This window comes from Lysinibacter sp. HNR, assembly GCF_029760935.1.
GTDB lineage: Bacteria > Actinomycetota > Actinomycetes > Actinomycetales > Microbacteriaceae > HNR.
This window is the reverse complement of the sequence record NZ_CP121684.1, coordinates 211808-224772: the sequence shown is the minus strand read 5'-3', so window position 1 is coordinate 224772 and position 12965 is coordinate 211808. Positions and strand designations below refer to the sequence as shown.

The window sequence follows — 12965 nt, the reverse complement described above, 5'->3', positions numbered from 1 at the left end:
GATCCTTATCTGTTTTGTGTATTGGTTACTCGAATTTTTCGGCGCTAACCGGGTTGCCCGTATTCGAGCTAACCGGGGTTGCCGGCGCTACCCCGTTGGGGATTGAGGAAGCACCGGTACCCCACGCGCGGATGCGGGAGCTGAGCCAGTCAAAGTTGTGGGCCTGGTCGCGGGCCACACCGGAAAACTCGTCGCTTCGGGCGGGGGCGCGATCCTGCTCCACCACAAGCCAGCCGGTATAGTTACGCCGCAGCACCTCCGCGAGGAAATTCTCCAGGTCGAGGTCGCCTTCACCCAGCGGGGTGCAGAGGTTGGCCCACCAATTGTCAAAATCGGTTCGTTTTGATTCGAGTGCCTGCCGCAGCACGGTCAGGTCACCGTCTTTGACATGGATGTGGTTGATTCGCTCCCACCACGCGTCGAGGTGCTTCAGGGCGTCACCCCCGGCAAAAACAACGTGCCCCACGTCGAAGGTGAGGGGAACATCGGTGAGCTCAAGCAGACGCTCAACCTCCCAGGGCTGCTCCACATACGTTGAGACGTGCGGGTGAAACGACACCTCCAGACCGCGGTCGCGGGCCAGATCTGCGGCGTCCTGGATAATACAGGCGGAGGTGCGCCACTGCTCATCGCTGAGCGCCAACGACCGGGCGTGCACCGGATTGCTGAGCAGTTCAGGACTGCCCTCGTCGGCCAGGATGGCGGGTCCCGAGGAGCAGCGGGCGGTGACGAGCTCATCAAGGGTGATGCGCATCCGCTTAAGGTCGAGGTTCAGCACGTCTTCGGGTCCCACCGTGTGCAGGGGGACGTAGGCGCCGGCGATGGACAGGCCGGTTTCGGCAAAGAGGTCACGGGTCTGTTCCGGCGAGCCAAAAAAACCGGGAGGGCCCAGCTCGCTGCCCTCATAGCCGACACTGCGCATGGTACGAAGCACCTCAGCGGGTGATCTGCCCGCGTCGTCACCGGAAACGTGACCGAAGACGCCGTACGAGACCGGGGCGTTTGCGATGCGGGGAGCGGCGGTGCCGGGCACGGACGCTGCCGCGCTGCGTGGGGAGGGGTGTGTTTCGCTCACCGTGCTGCCTCCTCCGTTGCCCGCCGATCTGCCTCGGTAATCAGCTCAACACCCAGGCCCCGACCGATTGCCTGAGCCAGACGCTGTAGCGACTCGATATCTTTCTTCACGTCGGCGAAGCCGGCCTCAACGGGGGCGCCCGTGAGGATCGAGTTTTTGAAAGCATCCAATTGGCGAAGGAAACCCGTTTCGTAACCCTCGGTGTAGGTGGTGGAGCGGCGCTCCAGCCCATCGTGTAGTTGCACGTTAAGCACGCTGCGCTCCTCGAGCAGGTAGGGCTTTGCCAGCCGATAGGAGAGGCGGCCGTTCGACGCGAGGATACTCAGCTCTTCATCGTACTCCGGGTAGTCGGGCACCCAATTCCAGCTCAGGATATAGCGAGTGTCGCGGGCTGCTGCCGTTGCAAGAAGGGAGGCGGGTGCCGAACCCTCGAGGGAGGGGAAGATTTCGGCAGACCACTCCGTGGGGAGTTCCAGGCCGAGGGCGCGGATGAGGCTGAACTCGTGAACCACCGAACCGTTCAGCACGTTCTTGTAGTAGTTTGCGAGCGGCGCGGGCGCGTCTCCGAGGGCCTCCGCAACCCGGGCGTCTTCGTAGGCGTTGGCCGCGTTGATCACGTCCATGGAGGCATCCCGTGGCGGAATGGCCATGCGGAGGTGGTCGATCTGGGGTCTGTCATCCGGGTGCGCGACAGTGATGCGCACAAGCTTATTGCCCGTGAGGCCCGCGGCCTCGCGGCGCGCTCTCGCCGTGAGGGGATCGTACATTTTCATGTAGCCCACCTGCGCGACCCGACCGCTTGCCGCGTGAATACGCTCCAATTCTTCGACCTCTGCAATGGTGAGGGCAAGAGGCTTTTCAGCTAGCACGTGTTTGCCCGCTCGAAGAGCGCGGGCGGTGAGGTCGGCGTGAGAACCCGGCGTTGCGATGATAACCGCGTCGATGCTTGGGTCGTTCAAGATCTCGTCGGGATCTGTGACGCCCGTTAGGCCAAAGAGCGCCGCAACCTCGGCAACGCGCGATGGGGAGAGGTCACACACCGTGGTGAGGGTGAAACCCGCTCGGCGGAGCAGCGGAATATGAACCGACTGCGAGATGGTTCCGGCACCAATAATGGCCGTGCGGACGCTCCCTTCCTGTGGAACGGTGGGAGTAGCTTTCACAGGGTTCATCAATCATCCTCGATTCGCAGTCGATATCCCCAACAGGGCTCTTCACAGAATGTCACGAAAAGACCAATTAGTCCAGTTAAGATACCAATTTTATTATTGGTTCGAGCCTGGTTTTCGGGGATCTACAGGGTCTTGTTGCTCATCTCGCGAACACAGATCCCACCGAATCTCAACGCACGAAACACCTCGGATCCGTTGTTAAGCACTACGACATCGTCACAACCCGCAACAGACCCAACAACCCCAACACGAGACCCACCAAGGTTGCCAGGAGACGCAGCTTTGGCCTCCTCCAAAAAGCAACGTGAGAGTTATGGGCTACTACACTCTCGAGATCAAGCACGCCCTACCGGTCACGGCAAAACCGGCGCTTGTTTCCGCCGCCACCCTTGTCGCTGTAACCATCGGCGTAACCGGTATCGGCGTGGCAACGGCAACTATTTCCTAAGCATCCACAACACCACTTTGTGTGCTACGGCTAGTAACCCCTACTCACCAGAAACCGATCCCCTCCGAAACAAAGCCAGGAAGCCATCTTTTCTCATGAAAATACGCTCAATAGCAACACGAAACTGCCACCCACACCCCAAAGCAAGTATCCACGCGTGCCAAACGGTTCCAATAACCGCAAAAGCACCCACCGTCACAATGGCGGGGAGAAGATAAGAGTGCATTTCGACCGAGACTCGGGTACCAATTCTTTTCCCCAGAAGGAAAGCAAGCAGACCAACCTCGGGGATCAACACAAACGCCAGGAGAACCCAGACGGGTAGTCCAACCAACGAGAAGTACACCAGCAGCACTATCAGCACGACCCCGATCGAATCACGCCGGGTTGCTATGGCCGAATCCTGAGCCTTACGAAGCCTCGCAAAATATCTCATTCTTCATTCCTCACTCGACACTGCGTACAAACTCTTCTGTTGTATGAAATTTTGCTCAATCAAGAAGAGTGGCGCAACTCCTCCCGGCCCACTACTCTGTTGAGAGTAGCAAAAACGCCAGGGAGTCAGGGAGGACACACGTGCTAACGTTGAGCAACATCAGTCGCTCGTTTGGGGATCGGCAGGCGCTCAGCGATGTGAGCTTCACGATCGCAAACGGGCGCATGACCGGCTTTGTCGGGGGCAACGGAGCGGGAAAAACCACCACGATGCGCATCATCTTGGGAGTGCTTGCCGCTCACTCCGGAACCGTCACAATGAACGGCCACCCCATCGAAGAAAAAGACCGCAGATCCTTCGGATACATGCCCGAAGAACGCGGCCTCTACCCCAAAATGAAAGTGCTGGAACAACTCAGCTACCTAGCCAGGCTCCACGGATTTAGCAGAACCGACGCCACCAAAAACGCGAAGGGCCTTATCGACGAACTCGATCTGGGCACACACGCCAACGACACGATCGAGAGCCTCTCACTCGGAAACCAACAACGCGCCCAGGTCGCGGCGGCACTCGTCCACCAACCCAAGGTACTGATCCTCGACGAACCCTTCTCTGGACTCGACCCAATGGCGGTTGATACCGTACTGAACGCCCTTCGGAAACGCGCCTCCCGCGGCGTTCCCGTTCTCTTCTCGTCACACCAACTCGACGTGGTCGAGCGCCTCTGCGACGACCTGGTAATCATCGCAAACGGAAAAATCCGGGCATCGGGTCCCCGAGAAGAACTCCAAAAAGCACACAGCACCAACCGGTATGAGCTGAGTTACTCGGCAGACGCCTCCTGGGTTCGCGACGTACCCGGAGTGACCGTGGTCAGCCTGGACGCCGGACACGTCCTCTTCGACGTTGACACGGACGGCACCGCCCAGACGGTACTCAAACGCGCCATCGAAGAGGGAGCGGTCTCCTCCTTCACCCCTCAACGCCCGTCACTGGCCCAAATCTTCCGAGAGGTAGTTGCAGCATGAACCCCCGGCCTCCCACCTTTGCCCAGAGCACCTGGCTTGTTGCCGAGCGAGAGATCACGGTTCGCCTGCGCAGCAAAGCATTTCTGATTTCCACGGGAATTCTCTTTGCGCTCATCCTCGGCGCGATTATCTTTGGAGGATTCACCTCCAAATCCACCCCCGAGGCAACCGCGGTTGCCGTCACCTCTCAAACCGAACACCTGGTCGCGGGTAACAAAGATTTCCGCGCAACGATTGTGGGTGATGTAGCCGAGGCCCGCACTCTTGTCACCGACGGCAAGGTCGAGGCGGCGCTCGTTCCAGACAGCAGCAACACAAACCCCCTGGGGTTTGAGATTCTCGCAAAATCAGAGGCTCCCACCGAGATCATGGGCGCCCTCAGCATTTCGCCACCCGTTGATATCCTGGACCCGGGGTCAACCAATTCGCTGCTGCTCTATCTGGTGGCGCTAGCCTTTGGCGTTGTTTTTATGTCCTCCGCCGTCACTTTCGGCTCCGTGATTGCACAGAGCGTTGTCGAAGAAAAGCAAACCCGGGTGGTAGAAATTCTCATGTCGGCCCTCCCCGTTCGCACCCTGCTCGCCGGTAAGGTCATCGGCAACAGCATCCTTGCGTTTGCGCAAATCGCTGTCATTGCGGTGCTCGCCGTTATCGGCCTGAACATCACCGGGCAGGAGCAGCTACTCGATACGATCACCACCCCCATGATTTGGTTTGTGATCTTCTTTGTGGTGGGGTTTGTTCTTCTTGCCACCATGTACGCGGCGGCGGCCTCAATGGTCTCACGCCTCGAGGATGTTGGCTCCATGACCACCCCCATCACCATGCTGGTGATGATCCCCTACGTTCTCTCCATCACCTCCAACAGCAACCCGGAGATCATGGCAATCATGTCGTACGTACCCTTCAGCGCTGCGGTGGGCATGCCCATCCGGATCTTTGCGGGAGAAGCGGCGTGGTGGGAGCCGCTGCTCTCACTGGGAATATTGCTCGCTTCGACCTACGTGATCCTCATCATCGGTTCCCGAATCTACCGGGGATCGCTGCTCCGCACCGGTGGAAGAGTCAAGTTCTCGGAGGCACTCGCGGACGGGAAATAGGCTGCCCCCGAGGAGACTCGAATTCTCTAGGGCAGCGGCGAATCGCGCGGGCAGAAAATAAACAACTCCCTACGCTGGTTGGGGGTGAACTCACCCCCAACCAGCGTTAGACTTGTTGCGTGAATCAATTGCATGATGCGCAGGCGCGCGGGTTTGCGTCCGACAACTACTCTGGAGTCCACCCCGAAGTGCTCACCGCGCTCGGTGAGGCAAACGGCGGACACCAACCCGCATACGGAACCGACACCTACACCGACCACCTTCAAACGGTGCTTCGCAGACATTTTGGAGAAGAGGCCGAGGCATTCCCCGTGTTTAACGGCACGGGCGCAAACGTGCTCTCGCTGCAGTCGCTCCTCCCCCGCTGGGGTGCCGTAATCAGCGCCCAAACAGCGCACATCAACACCGACGAGGGCGGAGCGCCCGAACGGGTCGGCGGACTCAAGCTGCTCACCACTCCCACCCCCGACGGTAAACTCACCCCCGAACTCATCGACCGCGAAGCCTGGGGGTGGGGTGATGAGCACAGAGCCCAACCACTCGCCGTCTCCATCACACAGACCACCGAACTCGGAACCGCCTACACCGTCGACGAGATTCGTACGCTCTCCGAGCACGTGCACCGCCACGGTATGCACCTGCATCTGGACGGCTCTCGCATTGCAAACGCCGCCGTCTCACTGGGGGCATCCCTTCGCGATTTCACCACCGATGCCGGGGTTGACGTGCTCAGCCTGGGCGGAACCAAAAACGGTGCCCTCGGAGCCGAGGCCGTCGTGGTGCTCACCCCGGGCGTGGTCACGGGCATGAAATATCTCCGCAAACTCAATATGCAGCTCGCCTCAAAGATGCGTTTTGTCTCGGCCCAGCTCCTCGCGCTCTACGACGGCAACCTGTGGGAACGCAACGCCACCCAGGCTAACACCATGGCCGCCCGGCTCCGCACACGCCTCAGCGACGGCATCACCGCGGGCCGCATCCACGGGCTTGAGTTTCCCTACCAAACCCAATCCAACGGTGTTTTTGCACGACTTCCGCGGGAAGCTATCACTCGACTTCGCGAACGTGGATTCCACTTCTACGACTGGGATGTCGCCCGAGGAGAGGTTCGCTGGATGTGTTCCTTCGACACCACCGAAAACGACATCGACGCGTTTGCATCCGCCATCGAGCAGGAACTCAGCACCCCGTAGCACACGTGAGAGTGGTCGGTTCCACGAAGGGCAGGGGCTGTTGTGTTTGGAGTCCTCGTAGGATTTTCAATCATCTTCACCGTTATCGCGGTGGGTTTTATCGCGGGTAAAATCAACCTCATCACCCCCGAGCAGCGACCCGTGCTCAACCGCGTGGCCTTTTATATTGCCACCCCGGCACTGCTATTTACCGTCCTCTCACGGGCCGATGTGCACGTGCTGGTTTCACCCGTCATGGGAGTCTACCTGCTCAGCGTGGTGATCGCGGGGGGCCTTTACCTGCTGCTCTCGCGACTGTTTTTCCCCCGACCCGCCGGGCAAACCGTCATCGGAATAGCGGGTGCCTCCTACGCCAACACAAACAACATCGGACTTCCTGTGGCCCTCTATGTGCTGGGGGACCCGAGCTACGTGGCCCCCGTGCTGCTCGTGCAATTGCTCGTAATGGCACCCGTCGTGCTCAGCGTGCTTGACCTCAGCGCGGGAGGAAAACCGGGTTCTACAGCGAATAAAAGCAGGAAACCCTCCCCGCTCAGACGCATCATACGACCGTTTCTCAACCCCGTGATTATTGCCTCCGCCGCGGGCATCCTCGTCTCGATAACAGGGATTCACCTCCCCCACCCCGTATTTATACCCTTTGAAATACTGGGAGGCGCGGCCATCCCCCTCATCCTCCTGGCGTTTGGGGTCTCGCTCAGCGGACAGCGCCCCCTTCAACGGGGCAAGGAACGCACCGACGTGCTTGTGGCAACCGCCATCAAATCGCTGCTGATGCCCGCAACCGCCTGGATACTCGGAAGCCTCGTGTTCGGACTCGGCCCCAGCGCCCTCTACGCCGCCGTGATCCTCGCGGCGCTCCCCACCGCCCAAAACATCTACAACTTCGCCGCCACCTATCGGAAGGGCGAGACGGTTGCCCGTGACACCGTGCTCCTCACCACCGCGCTCGCGCTGCCCGTCATGCTCGGCGTGGCCTGGGGACTTGCGTAAGCAACACGGGTTGCAATTTTCTCAGGGTGCGCAAAAATCAGGTGTGCACCCTATCGTAACGATGGTGCACACCTGACCCCTTGGAGATGATACTTTAGTGAAGATAGCACGTATCAACATAAACATTGTACACACTACATAATTACACTAAGGCTTTTTTATCATTTTATACATTAAAATACGATAAAACTGCGCAGTCGCGTTTCATAATATCCAAGACCACTAGGAGTGGTTTCGCGAACGGAAGACCGCACGGACGGATCAAAAGGCTAGAAGTCCCAGTCGGCATCGGTGGTGTCCTCTCCCCTCCCGATCACGTAGGACGATCCCGAGCCCGAAAAGAAGTCGTGGTTCTCATCGGCGCCCGGCGAGAGCGCGGCCAGGATCTCGGGACTCACCTCGGTTTCTTGCGCCGAGAAGCGTGCGGGGTACCCCAGGTTCATGAGGGCCTTGTTAGCGTTGTAGCGCACAAAAACGGCCACCTTGTCCATGAGTCCCAGCGGTTCGTAGAGCGCACCCGAATAGTCAATCTCAAGCCGATAGAGGTCAGCAAGGAGGTCGTGGGTAAACTCGCGCATCTCCTCTCGCCTGGCCGCCGTAACACTCTCAAGCCCGCGCTGATACTTATAGCCAGAGTAGTATCCGTGCACCGCTTTGTCCCGCAGGATCAGGCGGATCAGATCTGCCGTGTTGGTCATCGTTGCGTGAACCGAAAAGTGCAGGGGCAGATAGAACCCCGCGTAGAGCAGCAGGGAAGACAGCAGGGTAGATGCCACCTTGCGCTTGAGGGGATCATCCCCAAAGTAGTGTTCCAGCACTCTCTTGGAGCGTTCCTGGAGGAGGTCGTTGCCCACCGCCCACCGATACGCCTCGTCGATTTCTTTGGTGCTCGTGAGCGTCGAGAAAACGGAGGAGTAGGAGCGGGCGTGAACGGCCTGCATGAAAGCGATGTTGGTGTAGACAGCCTCCTCGTGCTCGGTACGAGCATCCTGAATCTGGCTGATCTCACCAACCGTGGCCTGCACCGTATCGAGCATGGTGAGGCCGGTAAACACTCGCATCGTGAGGGTTTGCTCTACGTCGGCGAGGCCCTGCCAGGCGGGGATATCCTGCGAAAGCGGAACTTTTTCGGGAAGCCAGAAGTTGGCGGTAAGCCGGTTCCAGACCTCCAGGTCCTTCTCATCCGCAACACGGTTCCAGTTGATCGGACGCAGGCGGGCCGTGGGATCGTGACGATAGGCGGGAGGGGTAACGGAGGAGTCGATCAGGCTTGAAACGGGGGTGATTGTTCTAGCGGGGGTCATGAGTGTACACACTTTCGTTGGTTGGGATGTGGGGATTGTGTTCTGTGGCCTGCTGCATCCAGAACCGGTGAAGGCCGTTGCGAACTCGGGCGACGTCGCGATCCGTGCCCAGAAGCTCAAAACGGTACAGCTCTGGAACACCACACTTGGCGGAGATCACCGGGCCGGCCAGACAGTAGTGCTCACCAAAGTTGGTGTTGCCCGCGGTAATCACACCGCGCAGCAGTCCGCGGTTAACCGGGTCATTCAGAAACCCGATAACCTGCTTGGGCACGGCACCGGCACGCTCACCCCCGCCGTAGGTGGGCACCACCAACACGTACGGTTGTGACACTTGAAGCTGGCCTTCTAACCGGGGGCGCAACGGTATGCGCACGGCGGGAATGTCCAGCCGCTCGACAAAGCGCCGGGTGTTCTCGGACACGCTGGAGAAGTAGACCAGGGTGGGGGTTATCAGGCTCACCCTCCCCCCTTTCCATGTTGGCACCGTGCGGGGAAATCCATTAAGACGGGAGTGCGCTCTCTGGTCTCGCCGTGAACCTCTAATAAATAATTATTATACGCTAAGGCGTAATTAAAACTTCGCCAAGACGAACATTAAAATTTGTGTCATGCTCGCCATCGTGAGGCCGAGCCTGATCAGCTCGGCTTTCGCGGATGCACACCTGACGCGGCGCCTTCTGGGGAAGGACGGCTAAGCTCGATAAGACAAAGACGGTTAGTTGTGGAGGCAGCATGCGTGTACTCATCCTCGGCGGAAGCGTTTTCCTGGGCCGAGCCATCGCCGACGCTGGCTTCGCCCTCGGCCACACCGTTGCGGTTCTTAATCGTGGGTTCAGCGGCCCAAACCCGTCGGAAGCTTCCGCCTTCACCGGTGACCGCATGAACCCCACAATACTCAGGGCCGCTGCGGCCGCTGGGCCCTGGGATCTGGTCGTTGATACCTCTGGATTCGAACCAGAGCAAACTACACTATCGGCGCAGTTACTCGACAACTCCTCTCGAAGGTATGTTTTTGTTTCTTCAATCAGCGCTTTTAGAGACTGGCCCGCGAAGCCCATCAGCGAAAAATCCCCCCTCCTGGAGTTTTCGGAACGAGAACGCAGCTATGGCTCTTCCAAGGCTGAGTGCGAACGGACACTCCGTGCGACTCTCGGCAATCGCCTCACCGTTGTCTATCCGGGCCTCATCATCGGGCCCCACGAAAACGTCGGACGTCTACCCTGGTGGCTGGCTCGGCACGCGCGCGGCGGAAAGATTGTGCATCCCGAAAGCTCCTCCCGCATCACGCCGATTGATGCCCGAGACATCGCCAACTTCATCCTGAGCCTCATCGATCAGGAGGATGTCGACGACACGCGATATGTGGTGTCGGGATCACCGAGTGGACCCACCCTGCATGACCTACTCGCGCGATGCCGCAGGGTGACGGGCAACACCGCACAGCCCGTTCGCGTTGCGGACGACCTGCTCCTCAAACTGGGGGTGGCACCCTGGACAGAGCTTCCCTTCTGGGTACCCTCCGGGCAGGGAGCGGACGCAATCTGGAACACCGACCCCACCGTGGCAATCCGGGCCGGACTACGCTTTCGTCACATTGACGACACGATTGCCGACACCTGGGAGTGGATGACCTCCATAGGGGCGGCAACGGATACCAGCCAACTTCCGGTCTTTAAGGATGGCACGGGGCTATCCGCGGAGAAAGAGGAAGAAATCCTCCGGGCGGTTCAGCACTAAAGCGGATCGTTCAAACACCAACTCAGACGTTCACCAGGTTGGCTCAGGCGAGGGCGTCTGACACACTGCGTCGCGAAGCAAACCCTGAAAATCAATCAATCGGGGATCAGAGTGCCGTTCACTAAGAAACCGAAGCATACCCCGGCAGGCCAATCCCGAGTCGGTCGCTTCCCCACTGGTCAAAAAATCAATGCCCCGGTCACGAGGCAGGAGACGCACGTTTCCCATTTCTGAAGCATCCCACTGTGGCTCCCGCGTTTTCTTCGCGTTGATTCCGATGGCCAGATGCTTACGTCGGTTGGAGTTAGCCGCCCACCATTCAGAACCGGCGGAGACGATCAGTTCCGGCTCGTATCCCGTTTCCTCCAGGCACTCCCGGGCCGCGGCGGCAACTGGATCTTCTCCATCTTCCAGATAGCCTCCGGGAAGTTCGCGAAGGATCCGCTCCGGACCAACCCGAAACTGCTCAAAAAGAAGCAGACTAAGATCTTCGGTGAACACGAGGGCGGCGGCCGTGTCGGAAGACACAATAACGTCCCAGGCGGAAACCGTTCCAGCAGGTTCTTCAAATTGCGAGCGAGAGACCCTCACAAACCCATCGTATTCAAGCTTTCCAGAGATCTTTTTCCATGGAGAGTTACTGTGCACTGTGCTCCTCTATGCCAAAAATTGGCAGTGTTCAGGCCGACAGCCACCGCGAATGGGCGGCCTGCAGCCGGACGAGGGAGAGCCTGGCTAAACAGACTGACCGGGATCGGTGACGGTCAAGCGTTCGGCGCACGAAGAGGCGGCTCGTCGCGATTCTTCGTACACGGAGTGCACGTAGCGAGAACTCAAGCAATCTAAACGCACCCACCCCCCTAGGTGATTCGCGGATCAATGTTCTCGCGTTTCCACAGCACTCCCGCATACAGCAAAGAGGACGTCAGCACTGATACCAAGAGAAGGAAAGATTCGAGGGGCGAATTATATCCCGCCTGAATCATCGACCACACAACAAATAGCATCAGAACCAGTACCGAGAAGAGCTGCATCCACCGCGTTCGAGGAACGCGTCAGCCGGCGATAAGAGCCCCCAGCGCCAAACCGACCAAAACAATAATAAGCATTTGAAGCCTCCTGAGGGCTGTAATCACCTAGCGTTGATGCGCGGCTAGTCCCCACATCGGGAAAACACTACTGAAACCCATGGTACTCATCTGCAACCTCTCACAACAGCGGATTCAACTCAGGCAAACGCGACGGGACACCCTGAGGTGGCCGACAACCAGACTCAGACCCGTTATCCAAACGTTATTTTTCTGAGAAACCCGTGTGAATCCACCCAAAGAAACCGAAACAGAAACACCTTCTACGGGAGATTCAAATACGTTTCAACCAGAGCTTTAAAACGAAGACGAACATGCTTTACGCCAGTAAACACCTCTAATACCCACGGGTCTTTTGCGCCCCACGCGGTTAATTAAGATTTAGTTGTTTAATGCAAGCAATAATTGTTTACTATTTTTAGATATGCTAACTTGTTAAATCCTAAACAAATGAACCACTTGAAGGAGAAGACAAATGCGTAAACCATTAATCGCGGGGCTCGCCTCTATAGCGATTGCCTTGTTAACCATTACTACCGGTTCTCTGAGCGCACAGGCACAGGAATCTCCCCCCAGCTCTGTCGAGGAAATAGAGGCCATCTCGGAAGCCGATCCCTACATCATTGGAGGCACTAACGCTGCTGCGGACCAATTTCCCTTCATGGCCTCCATCCAATACAACAAGGAGCACAGATGCGGAGGGTCGCTCATCGGTCAAGATCTTATACTCAGCGCAGCACACTGCTTTCAGTCATATATTCCCGGTGAGTACATTACGGATGTGAAGAACAGGAGAGTCGTTGTTGGCAGCATAGATGTCTCCAATAAAGATCTCGGGCAAGCCCGTGAAATACGAAGCATCAGCATCCAAAAATCAAACGACACTGCCCTGATTCGACTCACGGAACCCGTTCACAACATCAGGCCAGTTCAACTGCCCACACCGGGAACCGACGCGTTACTTACACCCGGGAGCCTCGCAACAGCGGTCGGATGGGGCCTCACCGATTGGATCATGGGTGCATCTTCTTCACTCCTCCAGCACGTCAACATACCAATCCTTTCTCACGAGGAATGTGAAGTGACATTCGAGAACGAAGCCCCGGGGTACTTTACTGACGAATATATCTGCGCTGGAAAAAAGGGCTCCGGCGCATGTAACGGCGACTCAGGAGGACCCCTCGTCAAAAAACTGAAAAATGGCAACTATATACAGATCGGAGTCGTTTCCAGAGGAGCAGAGCCCTGTGCAGCTCAGGGCTCCCCTGGCATCTTTGCCTCAACGTCCGCACCCGACTTTGGATTCTTAGGTAATATGACTCAGATTTACCCAAAGCTGGACCCTGAGCCAGCTCAGCCCTAAAGCTACCCGACCACCATCGTCTACT

General features: G+C 58.1%; 13 protein-coding genes. 7 read left to right on the top strand and 6 right to left on the bottom strand.

Annotated elements, in window-relative coordinates:
• Window positions 1–25: 25 nt before the first annotated feature.
• Together FrondiHNR_RS00905 and FrondiHNR_RS00900 are read right to left on the bottom strand one after the other, a co-directional pair.
• On the bottom strand, window positions 26–1075 hold the full coding sequence (locus tag FrondiHNR_RS00905) for a sugar phosphate isomerase/epimerase (protein WP_279353380.1): 1050 nt from the start codon (window positions 1073–1075) through the stop codon (window positions 26–28).
• On the bottom strand, window positions 1072–2247 hold the full coding sequence (locus FrondiHNR_RS00900) for a Gfo/Idh/MocA family oxidoreductase (protein ID WP_279353379.1): 1176 nt from the start codon (window positions 2245–2247) through the stop codon (window positions 1072–1074). The genes FrondiHNR_RS00905 and FrondiHNR_RS00900 overlap by 4 nt, the downstream gene beginning before the upstream one ends.
• A 313-nt stretch (window positions 2248–2560) precedes the next feature.
• Here FrondiHNR_RS00900 and FrondiHNR_RS00895 point away from each other — a divergent pair, with 313 nt between their 5' ends.
• Window positions 2561–2695 carry a hypothetical protein gene (locus tag FrondiHNR_RS00895; RefSeq protein WP_279353378.1) on the top strand — a complete coding sequence of 45 codons (135 nt, stop codon included), beginning with the start codon at window positions 2561–2563 and terminating at the stop codon, window positions 2693–2695.
• A gap of 40 nt (window positions 2696–2735) precedes the next feature.
• Here FrondiHNR_RS00895 and FrondiHNR_RS00890 read toward each other — a convergent pair whose 3' ends face one another.
• Window positions 2736–3131 (bottom strand): DUF4260 family protein, encoded by a 396-nt coding sequence (locus FrondiHNR_RS00890; protein WP_279353377.1) that lies wholly within the window; start codon window positions 3129–3131, stop codon window positions 2736–2738.
• Between the two features lie 140 nt (window positions 3132–3271).
• Here FrondiHNR_RS00890 and FrondiHNR_RS00885 point away from each other — a divergent pair, with 140 nt between their 5' ends.
• From FrondiHNR_RS00885 to FrondiHNR_RS00870, 4 genes are all read left to right on the top strand, one after another.
• On the top strand, window positions 3272–4159 hold the full coding sequence (locus FrondiHNR_RS00885) for an ATP-binding cassette domain-containing protein (RefSeq protein WP_279353376.1): 888 nt from the start codon (window positions 3272–3274) through the stop codon (window positions 4157–4159).
• Complete coding sequence (locus FrondiHNR_RS00880) at window positions 4156–5259, top strand: ABC transporter permease (protein ID WP_279353375.1); 1104 nt, start codon at window positions 4156–4158, stop codon at window positions 5257–5259. The genes FrondiHNR_RS00885 and FrondiHNR_RS00880 overlap by 4 nt, the downstream gene beginning before the upstream one ends.
• Before the next feature lie 119 nt (window positions 5260–5378).
• Window positions 5379–6452: a low specificity L-threonine aldolase gene (locus FrondiHNR_RS00875; RefSeq protein ID WP_279353374.1), complete on the top strand. Its 1074-nt coding sequence runs from the start codon at window positions 5379–5381 to the stop codon at window positions 6450–6452.
• 42 nt (window positions 6453–6494) lie between these two features.
• A complete protein-coding gene (locus FrondiHNR_RS00870; RefSeq protein ID WP_279353373.1) occupies window positions 6495–7445 on the top strand; it encodes an AEC family transporter in 951 nt (316 codons plus the stop codon).
• A gap of 269 nt (window positions 7446–7714) precedes the next feature.
• Here the strand turns inward: FrondiHNR_RS00870 and nrdF are convergent, their stop codons facing one another.
• Window positions 7715–8749, bottom strand: a complete 1035-nt coding sequence (gene nrdF / locus FrondiHNR_RS00865) for a class 1b ribonucleoside-diphosphate reductase subunit beta (protein WP_279353372.1) — start codon at window positions 8747–8749, stop codon at window positions 7715–7717.
• Window positions 8736–9212, bottom strand: a complete 477-nt coding sequence (gene nrdI, locus FrondiHNR_RS00860) for a class Ib ribonucleoside-diphosphate reductase assembly flavoprotein NrdI (protein ID WP_279353371.1) — start codon at window positions 9210–9212, stop codon at window positions 8736–8738. Before nrdI ends, nrdF begins: the two co-directional genes overlap by 14 nt.
• A 272-nt stretch (window positions 9213–9484) precedes the next feature.
• Here nrdI and FrondiHNR_RS00855 point away from each other — a divergent pair, with 272 nt between their 5' ends.
• Window positions 9485–10489: an NAD-dependent epimerase/dehydratase family protein gene (locus FrondiHNR_RS00855; protein ID WP_279353370.1), complete on the top strand. Its 1005-nt coding sequence runs from the start codon at window positions 9485–9487 to the stop codon at window positions 10487–10489.
• A gap of 30 nt (window positions 10490–10519) precedes the next feature.
• Here FrondiHNR_RS00855 and FrondiHNR_RS00850 read toward each other — a convergent pair whose 3' ends face one another.
• Window positions 10520–11137 carry an NUDIX hydrolase gene (locus FrondiHNR_RS00850; protein ID WP_279353369.1) on the bottom strand — a complete coding sequence of 206 codons (618 nt, stop codon included), beginning with the start codon at window positions 11135–11137 and terminating at the stop codon, window positions 10520–10522.
• Window positions 11138–12052: 915 nt separating this feature from the next.
• Here FrondiHNR_RS00850 and FrondiHNR_RS00845 point away from each other — a divergent pair.
• Window positions 12053–12940, top strand: a complete 888-nt coding sequence (locus FrondiHNR_RS00845; RefSeq protein ID WP_279353368.1) for a serine protease — start codon at window positions 12053–12055, stop codon at window positions 12938–12940.
• Window positions 12941–12965 lie beyond the last annotated feature (25 nt).

Excerpts from the sequence above, each read along its gene's own strand:
- FrondiHNR_RS00900 (WP_279353379.1), bottom strand. The coding sequence starts at position 2,247 with ATGAACCCTGTGAAAGCTACTCCCACCGTTCCACAGGAAGGGAGCGTC.
- FrondiHNR_RS00895 (WP_279353378.1), top strand. The coding sequence starts at position 2,561 with ATGGGCTACTACACTCTCGAGATCAAGCACGCCCTACCGGTCACGGCA.
- FrondiHNR_RS00890 (WP_279353377.1), bottom strand. The coding sequence starts at position 3,131 with ATGAGATATTTTGCGAGGCTTCGTAAGGCTCAGGATTCGGCCATAGCA.
- FrondiHNR_RS00880 (WP_279353375.1), top strand. The coding sequence starts at position 4,156 with ATGAACCCCCGGCCTCCCACCTTTGCCCAGAGCACCTGGCTTGTTGCC.
- nrdF (WP_279353372.1), bottom strand. The coding sequence starts at position 8,749 with ATGACCCCCGCTAGAACAATCACCCCCGTTTCAAGCCTGATCGACTCC.
- FrondiHNR_RS00855 (WP_279353370.1), top strand. The coding sequence starts at position 9,485 with ATGCGTGTACTCATCCTCGGCGGAAGCGTTTTCCTGGGCCGAGCCATC.
- FrondiHNR_RS00845 (WP_279353368.1), top strand. The coding sequence starts at position 12,053 with ATGCGTAAACCATTAATCGCGGGGCTCGCCTCTATAGCGATTGCCTTG.